Below are 12,164 nucleotides of genomic sequence, written 5' to 3'. Positions count from 1 at the left end.
GGCCGGCTGAATATCGGCACAGCCTACCCGGCGCGCCGGAAGGCGAGCACCCGGTTGCGGCCGCCGCGCTTGGCGCCGTAGAGCGCCTTGTCGGCGGCGCTGAGCACCTTGTCGAACTTGGTGCCGCCTTCGCTGCCGAAAGCGTAGCCGGCGCTGACCGTGCAGGCCAGCAGGCGGGTCTCGGTATCGATCCGGCGCGAGGCAAAACTGGCCCGGATGCGCTCGGCTATGAATTCCACCTTCTCAGGCAAGATGCGATCGAGGACCAGCGCAAACTCCTCTCCGCCCATGCGCGCGGCGACGTCGCCCGGCTGGAGATTGGCGGTCAAATCCTTGGCGAACAGTTTCAGCACTTCGTCTCCGGTGGCATGGCCGAACTCGTCGTTGATGGCTTTGAAGCCATCGAGATCGAACACGATCACGGCGGTGAAGGCCTCGACCGCCGTTTTGCCATACAGGTCGAACAAAGCGCGTCGGTTGAGCAGGCCGGTAAGCGGATCGGTTAGCGCTTCGCGGCGGTGATGCTGCGCCAGGCGCCCCTGGTTGAGCGCCAGCGACAGCGCGCCGATACCGGTCATGCAGGCGATGACGACGATGAGGCTGAGATCCTCGGCCCAGTTGCTCGGCGCATGGCCAAGCACCAGCCTGCCATCCCAGACCAGCACTCCGGAGCACAGCACGAAGGATATGGCGGTGGCCGTGTAGAGCCCGGCAATGCCGATGATCGGAGCCGGGAATTCGGTCCGTCCCTTCCAGTATTCATAGGCTGTTGCAAACAGGAGCAGCGCGGCAAACGCATTTTCCAGCATGAAGCCCAGCCCGTCATAGCCAAGCGCTATTGGCGGCAAGGCGATCGCCAGCGGAACGCCGGCGCCGATGGCGATGCGCGGCAGCGGCGAGGCGCCGGTCGTGAATTGGTGGGCGGCGCCCAGCATGGTCGCGAAGGCGAGCAGCAGGAAGGTGAAGGTGGCGAGGCCGAGCAGGCGTCCGGGCGCGTCGATATAGGCCTGGTAGGCGAAGACGTCGGCGACGATCAGAAGCACGCTGACAGCCCATGTCAGCAGGAATTTTTCCGAGCGCGCGGTAAGCCAGATGCCGAACAATGTCATGCAGAGGCAGGCGGCGGAAAAACCGACAGCCAATAGAAGCGAATTGTAGTCGAGCGACATGCCCTCGTCCTTGCCCGCGGCGACCTGGCTCTTGCAACCGGGCCGGACCGGATTCATGCAGCAAGGAGGTATCGATAAGGTTACGATAGCGGGGAAGATACTACGTTTGGCTTGATTTAGAGCAATTCTGGGTTGAAACGCACCTCCGTCCGGATTGCGTCAAAATGGAGAGTTGGAGCGATAGGGCGAACCACTCAGCCGCTCAGCTCACCCGCTTCATCAGTGCCATGGCGCCGAACGGCGCGCGCACCTTGCCCTCGGTGATGAAGTACGCAAACACGTCGCGCGGCTTCACCGGCGCGTCGACGGACGGATCGGCGCGCCGCAGATCGGCCGGCTGCTTGCCTTCCGCCCAGGTTTTTACCCGCGCCGCCCACTCGTCCAGAGCCTTCGGCGTGTAGCAGTCGGGATTGTCGTCCGAGCCGGTCTGCAGCCGTGCATAGATGAAATCGCCGGTGATGTCGGCAATGTCAGGGTATTTGGCATGGTCAGCATAGACGATCGCCGCCTTGTATTTGCGAGCGAGTGCGGCGAATTCCGGCACGATGAAACTGTCGTTGCGCACTTCGAGTGCATGGCGAAGCGCCACCCCATCCTGCTTTTCCGGCAGCAGTTTCAGGAAGGCTTCGAAATCGTCTGCATCGAACTTTTTCGTCGGCGCGAACTGCCACAGGATCGGGCCTAGCTTCTCGCCGAGCGCCGCGACGCCGGAGCTGAGGAAGCGCGTCACGGACTCGCCGGCCTCGCCGAGCACGCGCCGGTTGGTGACGAAGCGGTTGCCTTTCAGCGAATAGACGAAGCCGTCCGGCGCTTCGCTTGCCCATTTGACGAAGGTCGGTTCCTTGAAGCTGGAATAGTAGGTGCCGTTGACTTCGATGGTCGGCACCTGGCGGCTGGCATAGTGCAGCTGCTTGGCCTTCGACAGTTTGTCCGGATAGAAGGAGGTATCCCAGGGTTCGAAAGTCCAGCCACCCATGCCTGAGCGGATTGTCCCGGATTTGCTCATATTGTCCTCCCTAATTCAGAAAAATCAGGCCGTTGTGCCCGCGCCGACAGGTTTTGCCATGTCGACCACCGTCCATCCCGGCCGGTGGGGATTGGGCCGGCGACCCGTTTCGCTGAAACCATAGGCCGTGTAGATCGCGATGTTCCGCTCCATACGCGAATTGGTGTAGAGCCGCACCTCCGGAACGCCCCACGACCGCGCCTGTTCCTCGGCGAAGTCGAGCAGCGCGGTGCCGCGTTTCTTGCCTTGGAAAGCGGGAGAGACCGCAACGCTGAAGATCATCGCATGATCGGGATGCCGCTCGATGACGATCAGCCCGGCAAGATCCGCGCCGCTCTCCAAGAGCCAGACCTCACCGCGCTCGATGCGTGGCGTGTAATCCTCGGTGACCGGGATAGGTGGTGCGCCTAACAGCGGCGTGTAGTGCTCATAGGCGGCCTGCGTCAGCGAGACGATTGCGTCGAGATCACCGGCAAGCGCCTGTCGGAATGTCATTCAAAACTCTCCAGGCGCTCGACCGGTCTGCCTACTATTCCGCCGCTTCGCGCTTGCCCCCGGGGCGTCGCTCCAAAAGTTCCTTGAGGAACTGGCCGGTATAGCTGCGCTTTTCGCGCACGATGGCTTCCGGCGTACCCTGTGCCACCAGTTCGCCGCCGCCGTCGCCACCTTCGGGGCCGAGGTCGAGCACCCAGTCGGCGGTCTTGATCACTTCGAGATTGTGCTCGATGACCACCACCGTGTTGCCCTGGTCGACCAGTTCGTGCAGCACTTCCAGAAGCTTGGCGACGTCGTGGAAATGCAGGCCGGTTGTCGGCTCGTCCAAGATGTAGAGCGTCTTGCCGGTCGCCTTGCGCGACAGTTCCTTGGCGAGCTTGATGCGCTGCGCCTCGCCGCCCGACAACGTCGTCGCCTGCTGGCCGATATGGATGTAGCCGAGACCAACCTGCTTCAGCGTGTCGAGCTTGTCACGGACGCCGGGCACGGCGGCGAAGAAATCGACGCCTTCCTCGACCGTCATGTCGAGCACGTCGGCGATCGACTTGCCCTTGAACACGACATCGAGCGTCTCGCGGTTGTAGCGCTTGCCATGGCAGACATCGCAGGTGACGTAGACGTCGGGCAAAAAGTGCATCTCGATCTTGATGACGCCATCGCCCTGGCAGGCCTCGCAGCGGCCGCCCTTGACGTTGAACGAGAAACGGCCGGGCTGGTAGCCGCGCGCCTTGGCCTCGGGCAAGCCGGCGAACCAGTCGCGGATCGGCGTGAAGGCGCCGGTATAGGTGGCCGGATTGGAGCGTGGTGTGCGTCCGATCGGCGACTGGTCGATGTCGATGACCTTGTCGAGGAATTCGAGGCCCTCGATGCGGTCATGGTCGGCCGGATGTTCGCGCGAGCCCATGATGCGCCGCGACGCAGCCTTGAACAAAGTCTCAATCAGGAAGGTCGACTTGCCGCCGCCCGACACGCCGGTGACGGCGGTGAAGGTGCCGAGCGGGATTTCGGCAGTGACGTTCTTCAGATTGTTGCCTCGCGCGCCGACGATCTTCAGCCGGCGGCCCTTCTTGGGCTCGCGCCTGATACCAGGTGTGGCCACTTCAAGCGCGCCCGAAAGATATTTGCCGGTGATCGAATTCGGGTTGGCCATCACCTGCTGCGGCGTGCCCTGGGCGATGATCTCGCCGCCATGGATGCCGGCGGCCGGGCCCATGTCGACGACATAGTCGGCATGCAGGATGGCGTCCTCGTCATGCTCGACAACGATCACCGTGTTGCCGATGTCGCGCAAATGCTTCAGCGTGTCGAGCAGGCGCGCATTGTCGCGCTGGTGCAGGCCGATCGACGGCTCGTCCAGCACATAAAGCACGCCGGTGAGGCCGGAGCCGATCTGCGAGGCCAGGCGTATGCGCTGGCTCTCGCCGCCCGACAGCGTGCCGGAATTGCGCGACAGCGTCAGATAGTCGAGGCCGACATCGTTGAGGAAGCGCAGCCGGTCGCGGATCTCCTTGAGCACTCTGACAGCAATCTCGTTCTGCTTGTCGTTGAGCTGCGCCGGCAGGTCGGTGAACCATTTGTCGGCGTTGCGGATCGACTGCTCGGTGACCTCGCCGATGTGCTTTCCGGCGATTTTCACCGCCAGCGCTTCCGGCTTCAGCCGGTAGCCCTTGCAGACCGGGCAGGGCGTTGCCGACATGAAGCGCTCGATCTCCTCGCGCATCCAGGCGGATTCGGTTTCCTTCCAGCGTCGCTCCAGATTGGGAATGACGCCTTCGAACGTCTTGGTCGTCTTGTAGGAGCGCAGGCCGTCATCATACTGGAAGGTGACCTCGCGCTCGCCGGTGCCGCGCAGGACGGCTTCCTTGGCCTCTTCGGTCAGGTCCTTGAATTTGTCGCCGAGTTTGAAGCCGTATGCCTTGCCCAGCGCTTCCAGCGTCTGCGCGTAATAGGGCGAGGTCGATTTCGCCCACGGGCTGACGGCGCCGTCGCGCAGCGAGACGTTTTCGTCCGGCACGATCAGGCTGGCGTCGATGGCACGCTGGCTGCCGAGACCGTCGCAGGTCGGGCAGGCGCCGAACGGGTTGTTGAACGAGAACAGCCTGGGCTCGATCTCCGGAATGGTGAAGCCGGACACCGGGCAGGCGAATTTTTCGGAGAACAGGATGCGCTCATGCGTCTCGTTCTTCGACTTGTTGACCGAGTCTTCGCCGGTCTGGCTGGCGTCGAGCGGCCGGTCGGCAAACTCGGCCACCGCCAGCCCTTCGGCGAGCTTCAGCGCCGTTTCGATGGAATCGGCAAGTCGGGTCGCAAGATCACCGCGCACGACGATGCGGTCGACGACGACGTCGATGTCGTGCTTGTACTTCTTGTCCAGCGCCGGCACGTCGGCGATCTCGTAGAAGACGCCGTCGACCTTGACGCGCTGAAAGCCCTTTTTCTGCAGCTCCAGCAGTTCCTTGCGATACTCGCCCTTGCGGCCGCGCACGATCGGCGCCAGCAGGAACAGGCGCGTGCCTTCCTCGACCGCCAGCACCCGGTCGACCATCTGGCTGACCGTCTGGCTCTCGATCGGCAGGCCGGTGGCCGGCGAATAGGGGATGCCGACGCGCGCAAACAGCAAGCGCATATAGTCGTAAATCTCGGTGACGGTGCCGACCGTCGAGCGCGGGTTCTTCGACGTCGTCTTCTGCTCGATGGAGATGGCAGGCGACAGGCCGTCGATCTGGTCGACGTCCGGCTTCTGCATCATTTCGAGGAACTGGCGCGCATAGGCCGACAGGCTCTCGACATAGCGGCGCTGGCCCTCGGCATAGATGGTGTCGAAGGCAAGCGACGATTTGCCGGAGCCCGACAGGCCGGTCATGACGATCAGGCTGTCACGCGGCAGGTCGAGATCGACATTCTTCAGATTGTGTTCGCGTGCACCGCGAATGGAAAGGTATTTATGGTCGGCCATCGCCGGTCGCCGCCTCAGATTTGGTATCAGTGGGATCGGCGGGGTTTTCCCGGCCATCCCCTATGTAGGTATTTTTGCCGCCACGTCGAGAGACGCCATACTTCTCGACCAAAGTCGTTTAACCGTCTTTCGCGCGAAGGGGCAAGCGGAAAGAACAAAGGCTGAACACGCTCCTGACAAAGCTGTGCGGAAACCTGACAGGGGTGTTTCAGAAACTGACCCTGACGTAAGGTCCCGGCGATCACATTTTTCGGTAACCGGCTATTCAAAGGTTGACGCCGCCAACTCAGGGGCGCAGTCTCCGAAGGTCAACGAAGCCGGCCGTCTTTCGATGGCCTCGCCGCCCATAGGTGGCCTGCGAGACGCCGCAGGTTTTGCGATTTGTGCTTCGGACGACACAGTTGCAACGGACATAGGAGCGGAGCATGACGCCACCGGATAGTCCTTTGAGGCTCCACATCTCGTTGGAGCCGCGGCGGGCATAAGTGCCAGGGTTCAGCGTTTTCGCCACCCGACAAACCGTGACCTGCCATATCCCATGAAAATCAGAGACTGCTAGTCGGATCGTCGGCTGAATGCCGCGAAGCATCCGAGACAAAAGTCGGTATAACACTACCGGCAAGTTGGATCTGGGATCCAAAAAAAGCCCCGACCGTTTGCGGAAGCAACGGCGGGGCTGCTCTTTTGTGGGGATATCGGGGCGAAGCGCCCGCTCGCCCGATCGCACGGGGAGTCATAGATATCGGTGTTGGCGCTGCCCCTCATTGCCCTGCCGGGCATTTCTCCCCGTGAACGGGGAGAAAGAGGCAGCTGCGGCTGCGGTGCTATTTATGCAACGTTGGTGGTTGGCGAAAGCATCGATCGGGAGCGTCCCTCGCCCCGTTTACGGGGAGAGGATGCCGGCAGGCAGGTGAGGGGCGGTGCCAACGCTCGCAGGAAGCACGTATCGCCCGGCTCAGTGATTTGGAGGTCTGATCCCGCCTGTAGCCATATCGACGGTGATGCTGCCGGAAATCCGGACATCGGTATCGCCGATCTTGAATGTCCCGTTCTCGCCGGCGGGCAGCGCGTCGTCGGGCTCAGGCTGCGGCGTCGGCTTGGCGATACGGTAGTCGCTGGTCACGCCGGGCAGGGCGCCCGTCTGCGGCTGCGATGTGCTGTTCCCGGCAAGAGCCGCGCTACAGGTCGCAGCGGTGATCGCAGTGGCTGTCATCAGTCTGTTTAGGCGGTAACGCATTGCAGGACTATAGTGTCGCGCTCCATGCGAGGCCAGACCTGCGGCGTCGAAATTGACGCGACGCCGGTGCGCGTTCAATCCCGCGATCTAGGCCGCCGCCTGCTTGCGGGTGTCGAAAACATGGTCGACGAGGCCCCAGTCCTTGGCTTCGCGCGCGGTCATGAAGAAATCGCGGTCGAGCGTGCGTTCGACGTCTTCATAGGTGCGGCCGCAATGCTGCGCATAGAGCTCGGTCATCTGCCGCTTGGTGCGCAAAATACCTTCGGCATGGCGCTGAATGTCGGAGGCCTGGCCCTGGAAGCCGCCCAGGGGCTGATGCAGCACGATGCTGGCGTTGGGCAGCGCGATGCGCCGGCCCGGCGTTCCCGCCATCAGCAGGAACGAAGCCATCGAGGCGGCAAAGCCCATGCACACCGTCGATACCGGACAGCTGACATATTGCATGGTGTCGTAGATGGCGAAGCCACTGGTCACCACGCCGCCCGGCGAGTTGATGTAGAGCGAGATTTCCTTGTCGGGATTGTCCGATTCCAGCGACAGAAGCTGGGCGCAGACCAGCGCCGACATGCCGTCATTGATTTCGCCATTGATGAAGATGATGCGCTCGCGCAGCAGCCGCGAGAAAATGTCGAAGGCGCGTTCGCCGCGGCTCGATTGCTCGATCACCATCGGCACCAGATTGGCAAAGCCGCTCATCTCATTGTCTCCGTTCGTTTTTCTTCGACTCAGGCCGCGCGCATCAATAGATATGGCGCGTTGGCGGCGATCAGCGGTTTGGGCTTGTATGCCCTGAGCGAAAGCCGGCAACCGGCGCTCGCCATCGCCACCGCGGGCGTTGCCGCCTGCACAAACCCGTCATGAACGATGCGCAGATGTGTACCGCCTGAAACGGTGCGGGCGAGCGTGAAGGTGACGATGCTGTCCAACCCATCGGCATCGCCGGTGTCGGACCGCTCGCGCCAGGAATAGCGCAGCAGTCGCCCCGGTTCGGCATCGAGCACTTCGCACTCGATCGGCGCGTCCGGCCCGGCAAAGGCAAAGCGGCTGCCGGTTTCCGGCTTGATGTCGTTTGGCATCATCCACGCCGCCAAAAGCTCCGGCACGGTCAGCGCCCGCCACACCTTTTCCGGTGCGTCCGGGAGGTCACACTCGAAGGCGAGGGCATCTTTGGCGGTCTGCGCCTGCTTTTCATCGGTCATTGGTCCATGTCCTTCAAAACGGCCTTTAGTCTCTCGATGCGTTCCGGCCAGAATGCGCGGTAGCGTTCGATCCAGCCGAGCAGCGGCTCGAGCCCTTGCGGATCGGCGCGGTAGTACGCGTTGCGGCCGGACCGCCTTTCGCTGACCAGGCCGGCGCCGCGCAGCACGGCGAGGTGTTGCGACACCGCCGGCTGCGACACGCTCATGCCGGTGCGGAGTTCCGACACGCTCATCTCGCCTCCGGCCAGCCGCTCGTAGACGGCGCGGCGCGTCGGGTCGGCCAGGGCGCGAAAAATCTCTGCTTCGATCATGACAAAAGCATAAGTCGATACTTATTGATTTGGCAAGCGGTCTTTTATGGCGCTGCGGGAAGCCAACGCCTCACCGGCTCGGCGGCCCCTTCGAAAGTCGCCTCGAAGATCGGCGACGCCAGCACGGCCTGGATGTGAAGCGTTTCGGTGCCAACGTTTCTAAACCCATGTTTTCGTTGGGCAGGAATGAGAAGCGATTGTCCGGCAATCAGTGTCAGACGTCCTTCGTCGATCCACATTTCAGCGATCCCGGTGATGACGGTTAGCACTTCCTCGACTGGGTGTTGGTGTGTCGGAGCCCCGACGCCAGGCTGAATCCACTGTTCGAACAGGCAAAGCTGGCTCGCTCCGTTGCCGGCGGAAACTTGCATGCGGGTTTCCACGCCCGCTCGCCATTGCTCTCGCGGCTGGTCCAGATGCGCGCAATGACTTTCATTCGCCTCCGCCTTTCGATCCCGGCATAGTCGCAATTTCAGACGCACACCCTACCTCTTGCTGACATTCTTGACAGCCGAGGCAGACAAGAATAGAACAAAAAAAGAACAAAAACCTTGTGGGAAAAGCCAGCCGCGGCAAGCGAGGATCGCATGCAGGCTGTAAGGTGAGCGACTTAAAATTTGTTTCGGATGAGCGCGGAGAAGTGTCATGGCGGGTAGCGTCAACAAGGTCATTCTGGTCGGAAACCTCGGCGCGGACCCTGAAATCCGCCGCCTGAATTCCGGTGACCCGGTCGTCAACATCCGCATCGCCACTTCGGAAAGCTGGCGCGACAAGAATTCCGGCGAGCGCAAGGAAAAGACCGAGTGGCACAACGTCGTCATTTTCAATGACCAGATCGCCAAGGTCGCCGAACAATATCTGAAGAAGGGCATGAAGGTTTACGTCGAAGGCCAGCTGCAGACACGCAAATGGCAGGACCAGACCGGCGCCGACAAATACACGACGGAAGTCGTGCTGCAGAAATTCCGCGGCGAGCTGCAGATGCTCGATTCACGCGGCGAGGGCGGCGGCCAGGTCGGCAACTATGCCGGTGGCGGCGGTGCGAGCCGTGGCTCGGATTTCGGCCAGTCGAGCCCCAATGAAAGCTTCAACCGTGGCGGTGGCGGCGGTTCCAAGGGCGGTGGTGGCGGCGGGTCGTCGCGCGAACTGGACGACGAAATCCCGTTCTGAGCAGCGAGCGATTGCCACCTAGGGAGAGGGCGCGATGTCGCTCGGACCGCTTCTATCGGCGCCCCCTCCCATTCCATGGCACGCCTTCGCGGCCCTAGCCGCGCTGGCCATGGGCGGCGCCCAACTGGCGCTGCCGAAAGGCACGACGCGCCACCGTGTGATGGGCTATGCTTGGGCGGCGCTGATGCTGGTCATCGCCGCCTCTAGCTTGTGGATCCAGCAGATCCGCCTCATCGGCCCGTTCAGCCCGATCCATATCTTGTCGATCATAGTGTTGATCACCGTTCCGCTTGCGGTCTGGCACGCGCATAGGCATCGCGTAGCCAAACATCGCAGGGTCATGATTTCGCTGTATGTTTTTGCGCTGATCGGCGCCGGCGTGTTCACACTGCTGCCCGGCCGCATCATGCATGCGGTCGTGTTCGGCTAGGGATGTCTTTCCAGGAGGATGATTGCCGTGAAAGCACGGATCAAATGGGTCGAAGAGCGCACTTTCGTCGGCGAGTCCGGCAGTGGCCACAAACTCGTGCTGGGGACCGCCTCCGGTCCTGAAGGCAAGACGCCAGGCCCGAGCCCGATGGAGTTGGTGCTGATCGGCACCGGCGGTTGTTCGGCCTATGATGTCGTCCACATTCTGGAAAAAGGCCGCGAGGCGATCGAGGATTGCACCGTCGAACTCGACGCCGACCGGGCCGAAACCGACCCAAAAGTCTTCACCCGCATCCATATGCATTTCATCGTCACGGGCCGCGCGCTGTCGCACGACAAGGTCCAGCGTGCGATCGACCTCTCGATCGAAAAATACTGCTCAGCCTCCGCCATGCTGGCCAAGACCGCTGTGATCACCCATGATTTCGAGGTTGTTGATACGGCTGGGCAGTAGGGCAGTAGGGCAGTAGGGCAGTAGGGCAGTAGGCGCTGTCGTTCACCCCGCCATCAGCGCCTTGATGCCATCGGCCACGAACTGCACCGCAAGCGCTGCCAGAATGACGCCGAGCAGGCGGGTCAGGATCGAGCGGCCGGTCTGGCCGAGGATGCGGTCGATGCGTTCCGACAGCACGAACACCAGATAGGTGATGGCCAGGCAGACGAAGATGATGCCGACCAGCGCAGCCTGTGCGGTAAAACCCTGGAACGAGCCGGACAAAAGCACGGTTGCCGAAATCGCGCCGGGGCCGGCGATAAGCGGGATCGCCAGCGGGAAGGCGGCGATGTTGTGGATCATGTCCTTGGTGATGGCGACGTCGCCGATCTTCTCCTTGCGGTCCTGGCGGCGCTCGAACACCATTTCGAAGGCGATGAAGAACAGCAGGAACCCGCCGGCGACGCGGAAGGCCGGCAGCGTGATGCCGAACACCGACAGGATCGAGGCGCCGGCCACCGCAAACAGCGCCATCACCAGGAAGCCGATGATCGACGCGCGCACCGAAACCTGCTGACGCTCCTCGCGGTTCATGCCGCGTGTCACCGCCAGGAAGAGCGGCGCGAGACCGGGCGGGTCGATAGTCACCAGAATGGTGACGAAGGCGTTGAACAGGCTGTCGAAACTCGGCATCGCTGACCCCTCCCGCCGGGCCGAGCCCCGCACCACCCTATTGGTAGAGCAAAGCCCGGCCGGTGGGAACCGTCTGAGATGGCGATACCGGAGACGCCGGCGGTGTTAGCCGGCGGCGCTGCAATAGGCCTCCAGACGATAGCCGTCGGGATCGATGACGAAGGCGGCGTAGTAGTTCTCGCCATAGTCGGCACGCAGCCCCGGCGCGCCATTGCTGTTGCCGCCGGCGCGCAGGGCGCCGGTGTGAAAGGCGTCGACGCTCGCCCGCGTCGGTGCGGCAAAGCAGAAATGCAGGCCGGATTTTTCGTCAGCCGCCACCGGCCGCGCCGCGTCGTTCACCCAAAACGCTGCCGCCTGCGCGCCATAGCCCAGCGAGCCCGGCGACTGGCTGAGGCAGGAATAGCCGAGCGGCTTCAGCGCGGCATCGTAGAAAGGCTTTGACACCGCGGTGTCGCGGACACCGATCGAAACGTGGTCAAGCATGGTTTTCTCCTTGTTGCAGGTGTTGCGCCATCAGCCCTGGGCGACGCGGCGCGCCAGGAACTCGACTTCGAGGCGCCATGTCGCCCCGTTGTCGTGCGAACGCTCGCCCAGCCAGCGGAAGCTGTCCTTGGTGATCCGTGAAAAACTCCAGCGGACCGAGGAACCAGTGCCGTCGGCGCCGACCTGCACAATCGTGTCGCCTTCGGCGCGACCAAGCTGGCGGCTGTAGTACTGGTTGCGCGGATCGCTCCAGAAGATGTGCCAGGCATCCGCGCCGGGATCATAGGCCCGCAGCGTTGTGCCGTAGAAAGTCCATTTGCCGAGCGAGGGCGAGGGGCCGGCGTCGCGCGCGGGCAGAATCCACACGTCCTGGATCGCCTTGCCTTCCAGGACCCAGCCGAAATGCACCTCGCCGCGCCCGGTCAAGACGGTGCCGTCCTCGAGGTGGCGCGTGGCATCGAATGTCCAAGCGCCGACAAAGCGGCCGTAGAGATCCAGCTTTTCAGCCAGGTCAGGGTTGGGGCCGTCGCTGTGGAGGGCTTCTGTGAATGGATCGGTCATGCTGCTGCCTTCGTGGTGTCAG

The 12,164-nt window shown here is 62.7% G+C and carries 15 protein-coding genes; 3 read left to right on the top strand and 12 right to left on the bottom strand.

The features are described 5' to 3' along the window. Positions 1-23: 23 nt before the first annotated feature. From AC04SG_RS06050 to AC04SG_RS06010, 9 genes are all read right to left on the bottom strand, one after another. Positions 24-1,169 carry a GGDEF domain-containing protein gene (locus AC04SG_RS06050; protein ID WP_488550292.1) on the bottom strand — a complete coding sequence of 382 codons (1,146 nt, stop codon included), beginning with the start codon at positions 1,167-1,169 and terminating at the stop codon, positions 24-26. Between the two features lie 202 nt (positions 1,170-1,371). Beyond that, positions 1,372-2,175, bottom strand: a complete 804-nt coding sequence (locus AC04SG_RS06045) for a DUF72 domain-containing protein (RefSeq protein WP_488550291.1) — start codon at positions 2,173-2,175, stop codon at positions 1,372-1,374. A gap of 24 nt (positions 2,176-2,199) precedes the next feature. Continuing rightward, positions 2,200-2,670, bottom strand: coding sequence for a GNAT family N-acetyltransferase (locus AC04SG_RS06040; protein WP_488550290.1), 471 nt, complete (start codon positions 2,668-2,670; stop codon positions 2,200-2,202). Between the two features lie 34 nt (positions 2,671-2,704). Next, positions 2,705-5,626, bottom strand: a complete 2,922-nt coding sequence (uvrA, locus tag AC04SG_RS06035; RefSeq protein ID WP_352586839.1) for an excinuclease ABC subunit UvrA — start codon at positions 5,624-5,626, stop codon at positions 2,705-2,707. Between the two features lie 955 nt (positions 5,627-6,581). Further along, entirely contained in the window at positions 6,582-6,839 is a 258-nt protein-coding gene (locus tag AC04SG_RS06030) for a hypothetical protein (protein ID WP_488550289.1), read from the bottom strand. A 111-nt stretch (positions 6,840-6,950) separates the two neighbouring features. Further along, a complete protein-coding gene (locus AC04SG_RS06025; protein WP_192253728.1) occupies positions 6,951-7,559 on the bottom strand; it encodes an ATP-dependent Clp protease proteolytic subunit in 609 nt (202 codons plus the stop codon). A 29-nt stretch (positions 7,560-7,588) separates the two neighbouring features. After that, a complete protein-coding gene (locus AC04SG_RS06020; RefSeq protein ID WP_488550288.1) occupies positions 7,589-8,062 on the bottom strand; it encodes an SRPBCC family protein in 474 nt (157 codons plus the stop codon). Continuing rightward, positions 8,059-8,373 (bottom strand): ArsR/SmtB family transcription factor, encoded by a 315-nt coding sequence (locus tag AC04SG_RS06015; protein ID WP_488550287.1) that lies wholly within the window; start codon positions 8,371-8,373, stop codon positions 8,059-8,061. Before AC04SG_RS06015 ends, AC04SG_RS06020 begins: the two co-directional genes overlap by 4 nt. 44 nt (positions 8,374-8,417) lie before the next feature. After that, entirely contained in the window at positions 8,418-8,744 is a 327-nt protein-coding gene (locus AC04SG_RS06010) for a cupin domain-containing protein (protein WP_488550286.1), read from the bottom strand. Between the two features lie 274 nt (positions 8,745-9,018). Between AC04SG_RS06010 and ssb the strand changes: the two genes are divergently transcribed. Genes ssb through AC04SG_RS05995 form a run of 3 tightly spaced genes read left to right on the top strand, consistent with a single transcriptional unit; the run spans position 9,019 to position 10,426 of the window. Then, positions 9,019-9,543, top strand: a complete 525-nt coding sequence (gene ssb, locus AC04SG_RS06005; protein ID WP_112561535.1) for a single-stranded DNA-binding protein — start codon at positions 9,019-9,021, stop codon at positions 9,541-9,543. 34 nt (positions 9,544-9,577) lie between these two features. Further along, a complete protein-coding gene (locus AC04SG_RS06000) occupies positions 9,578-9,973 on the top strand; it encodes a DUF2306 domain-containing protein (RefSeq protein ID WP_488550285.1) in 396 nt (131 codons plus the stop codon). A gap of 27 nt (positions 9,974-10,000) precedes the next feature. Next, entirely contained in the window at positions 10,001-10,426 is a 426-nt protein-coding gene (locus AC04SG_RS05995; protein WP_488550284.1) for an OsmC family protein, read from the top strand. Between the two features lie 42 nt (positions 10,427-10,468). On the opposite strand, the gene AC04SG_RS05990 is transcribed toward AC04SG_RS05995, so the two are convergent. From AC04SG_RS05990 to AC04SG_RS05980, 3 genes are all read right to left on the bottom strand, one after another. Continuing rightward, on the bottom strand, positions 10,469-11,098 hold the full coding sequence (locus AC04SG_RS05990) for a MarC family protein (RefSeq protein WP_023822237.1): 630 nt from the start codon (positions 11,096-11,098) through the stop codon (positions 10,469-10,471). A gap of 105 nt (positions 11,099-11,203) precedes the next feature. After that, complete coding sequence (locus tag AC04SG_RS05985) at positions 11,204-11,581, bottom strand: VOC family protein (RefSeq protein ID WP_488550283.1); 378 nt, start codon at positions 11,579-11,581, stop codon at positions 11,204-11,206. A gap of 30 nt (positions 11,582-11,611) precedes the next feature. Further along, positions 11,612-12,142 carry a hypothetical protein gene (locus AC04SG_RS05980; RefSeq protein WP_477340200.1) on the bottom strand — a complete coding sequence of 177 codons (531 nt, stop codon included), beginning with the start codon at positions 12,140-12,142 and terminating at the stop codon, positions 11,612-11,614. Between the last annotated feature and the right edge of the window lie 22 nt (positions 12,143-12,164).

It is taken from the genome of Mesorhizobium sp. CNPSo 4684, from assembly GCF_057784315.1.
This window is presented reverse-complemented; position numbering and strand designations above follow the sequence as displayed.

Excerpts from the sequence above, each read along its gene's own strand:
- AC04SG_RS06050 (WP_488550292.1), bottom strand. The coding sequence starts at position 1,169 with ATGTCGCTCGACTACAATTCGCTTCTATTGGCTGTCGGTTTTTCCGCC.
- AC04SG_RS06045 (WP_488550291.1), bottom strand. The coding sequence starts at position 2,175 with ATGAGCAAATCCGGGACAATCCGCTCAGGCATGGGTGGCTGGACTTTC.
- AC04SG_RS06040 (WP_488550290.1), bottom strand. The coding sequence starts at position 2,670 with ATGACATTCCGACAGGCGCTTGCCGGTGATCTCGACGCAATCGTCTCG.
- uvrA (WP_352586839.1), bottom strand. The coding sequence starts at position 5,626 with ATGGCCGACCATAAATACCTTTCCATTCGCGGTGCACGCGAACACAAT.
- AC04SG_RS06030 (WP_488550289.1), bottom strand. The coding sequence starts at position 6,839 with ATGACAGCCACTGCGATCACCGCTGCGACCTGTAGCGCGGCTCTTGCC.
- AC04SG_RS06025 (WP_192253728.1), bottom strand. The coding sequence starts at position 7,559 with ATGAGCGGCTTTGCCAATCTGGTGCCGATGGTGATCGAGCAATCGAGC.
- AC04SG_RS06020 (WP_488550288.1), bottom strand. The coding sequence starts at position 8,062 with ATGACCGATGAAAAGCAGGCGCAGACCGCCAAAGATGCCCTCGCCTTC.
- AC04SG_RS06015 (WP_488550287.1), bottom strand. The coding sequence starts at position 8,373 with ATGATCGAAGCAGAGATTTTTCGCGCCCTGGCCGACCCGACGCGCCGC.
- AC04SG_RS06010 (WP_488550286.1), bottom strand. The coding sequence starts at position 8,744 with ATGCAAGTTTCCGCCGGCAACGGAGCGAGCCAGCTTTGCCTGTTCGAA.
- ssb (WP_112561535.1), top strand. The coding sequence starts at position 9,019 with ATGGCGGGTAGCGTCAACAAGGTCATTCTGGTCGGAAACCTCGGCGCG.
- AC04SG_RS06000 (WP_488550285.1), top strand. The coding sequence starts at position 9,578 with ATGTCGCTCGGACCGCTTCTATCGGCGCCCCCTCCCATTCCATGGCAC.
- AC04SG_RS05990 (WP_023822237.1), bottom strand. The coding sequence starts at position 11,098 with ATGCCGAGTTTCGACAGCCTGTTCAACGCCTTCGTCACCATTCTGGTG.
- AC04SG_RS05985 (WP_488550283.1), bottom strand. The coding sequence starts at position 11,581 with ATGCTTGACCACGTTTCGATCGGTGTCCGCGACACCGCGGTGTCAAAG.
- AC04SG_RS05980 (WP_477340200.1), bottom strand. The coding sequence starts at position 12,142 with ATGACCGATCCATTCACAGAAGCCCTCCACAGCGACGGCCCCAACCCT.